At 45.9% G+C, this 2,056-nt stretch carries 5 protein-coding genes; 2 read left to right on the top strand and 3 right to left on the bottom strand.

Annotated elements, in window-relative coordinates:
• Positions 1-77: 77 nt before the first annotated feature.
• The gene (locus tag HRU21_13130) at positions 78-431 is read left to right on the top strand and encodes a hypothetical protein (GenBank protein ID NRA43232.1); all 354 of its coding nucleotides are present in this window, start codon (positions 78-80) and stop codon (positions 429-431) included.
• 97 nt (positions 432-528) lie between these two features.
• Here HRU21_13130 and HRU21_13125 read toward each other — a convergent pair whose 3' ends face one another.
• Genes HRU21_13125 through HRU21_13115 form a run of 3 tightly spaced genes read right to left on the bottom strand, consistent with a single transcriptional unit; the run spans position 529 to position 1,647 of the window.
• Positions 529-1,098, bottom strand: coding sequence for a hypothetical protein (locus HRU21_13125; GenBank protein NRA43231.1), 570 nt, complete (start codon positions 1,096-1,098; stop codon positions 529-531).
• Positions 1,088-1,339, bottom strand: a complete 252-nt coding sequence (locus HRU21_13120; protein ID NRA43230.1) for a hypothetical protein — start codon at positions 1,337-1,339, stop codon at positions 1,088-1,090. The genes HRU21_13125 and HRU21_13120 overlap by 11 nt, the downstream gene beginning before the upstream one ends.
• A gap of 17 nt (positions 1,340-1,356) precedes the next feature.
• The gene (locus HRU21_13115; protein NRA43229.1) at positions 1,357-1,647 is read right to left on the bottom strand and encodes a hypothetical protein; all 291 of its coding nucleotides are present in this window, start codon (positions 1,645-1,647) and stop codon (positions 1,357-1,359) included.
• A gap of 76 nt (positions 1,648-1,723) precedes the next feature.
• On the opposite strand from HRU21_13115, the gene HRU21_13110 reads away from it, so the two are divergent.
• Positions 1,724-2,056 (top strand): hypothetical protein (locus tag HRU21_13110; protein ID NRA43228.1); only part of this gene is annotated, 333 nt, incomplete at its 3' end.

Genomic DNA, 2,056 nt, shown 5'->3' with positions numbered 1-2,056 from the left:
GCGAGGGTTGTGATGTCGCCTTAGCAATTATGCCTTCGTACCAATACCCACAAACTGTTTTTCCGCTAATGATGTTAATGGATAACTATTATGGGGCACCGCCTGAGCAAGAGGTGTTGGTGCTACCAAGCAACGGTGGCGTGGTGCGTTTTGATTTCATCTTTGAAAGCTTAGGCAATACCGCTTTAAAGCTGCGCCGATGGGCGACGGTGACATTACCTAATGGTCTGCAAATGTCCGGTATCGGTGTGGGTACACGCAAGCCTAAACCTGGCATGCCGCATATTGAGGAAAATAAAGCCTTCAGTATCTTAAAAAATTACCCAGATGGGCTGTATATTTATACCTTACATGCCGCTGACTTTAATGATTTAAGTAAAGTAGAGTCAACCAGCTTTTACATCTATAAAGGTATAAACCCACCACAATAACGGCTTATTGCGTTGGCAATTTTATATATAAATAGACCCCGCAAGGGGTTTTTTTATGCCTGCACATATCAGCGGGCGACGATGTAGCTTTTTAGCTTTACTGCGAATACTTAGCAATAAAGTGCTCTGGCTCTGCCATGGCTACGGCAATCTGCTGCGCTGCCTCTGGCTGGTCTAAGGTGACTGCCAGCATAGCCTCTGTGCTTTGTTGGTAAGCACGATCAGGCCAGGCCTCAGTTAATAAAAAGAGTATTGCCTCGGCTAAGGTGTCATTCGCATGCGAGGTCACCATAATCATCGCATGCTGTGCCTCAACCCCCTCGATCAACAGCGTAAGATCTTCAATCAGATCATGCGCCTGCGCGCAGCCTGGGCCCCAGCAAACAAAATACACTACACCCTGATCAACCAATGATTGCACCAAGGCAGCAAGGCTTGCATTGCTTAAGCGCGTAAAATCAGCGGTTAATAAACACAGACGATGTGGGCGTCTTGACGAGACGGTATTTGACGAGGCTGTATTTGATGAGGCGGTATTTGACGAGCTTATATTCGAAGAGCCTAGAGCTGGCAAAGTTTGCCCTGCTGTCAGCGTGATAAGCTCAAGCGCGTACGCGCCAAACTGATCAAACTGGCGCCGCACAGCGAGCTCTGCGCTAGTCAGCACGTGCGCTAATTACCCAGTGATGCAGCAAACTATAGTCTGCGGCATCACCTTGTAAATCGCTGGTTAATTCAGCATCAGCGCCAGAGGTAGACAATTGCTCGCTATGTTGTCCTTGGTTTTCGGCAGCTTCTGCAATTGCCCATAATTTTTTCGCCAATATGCGCAAGCTCTCAGGGCTGCCGTGCAGGTAAATTTCACTCGCGTCATGGTTTTTTTCAAGACTTAGTCGATGTTTCATCATGGCTTCTTGCTCATCTCTTATTGCTTATGGGTTTGTGTAAAAACAACCATGGTATAGCCCTTGATGCGCCAGGGCAATTGCCAAAATATCGGCTTTTTTGCCGCTTTCTCTGTCCAGTGGGCTTCAGCCGCGAGTGACTGGGCCGTGATTTTTTGAACATCTCGACAGGGCAAATTAAGCTTACTATCAAGGCAATGGGCAATATCTAAACCATATATAACAACCAAGTGAATAGTAAATAGTAAACACTGATCGAGCAGCGAGGTCGAGATGAAAACAACGGTATTACAAGCAGCGATGTTATCCACAGTTGTGTCCATCAGTGCGTGCTCAAAAGTTTCCGATTCAAATCCGCAAGCGCAATTTGACGACGCAAAGGCAATAATGATTCAAGAGCTATCGGGCAGTCAAAATCTGCGATTATTTCAACCACAATTCACAGAGTCGTTAGATGGTGTAGCATTTTACCCACCATTTAATGTGATTAGTGAAGATAATCAATTTATCTTATCCATGTCGGCCGAGCAGGCGGTTGATCAGCTGATTATTAATGGCGAGGTTAAAACCCTAACAAACGGTAAAGCCTGGCAAGAAAGTGTGCCATTAGACTATGGCGATAATGTGTTTAACTACCGTATTGAGCAAAACGGGCAATTTATTGAAAAAGAAGTGACGGTGCGTTACAACGGTGTACTGGGCCATATCCAAGAAGATCCT

This window comes from Pseudomonadales bacterium (assembly GCA_013215025.1).
Classification (GTDB): Bacteria; Pseudomonadota; Gammaproteobacteria; order Pseudomonadales; family DT-91; genus DT-91.
This window is presented reverse-complemented; position numbering and strand designations above follow the sequence as displayed.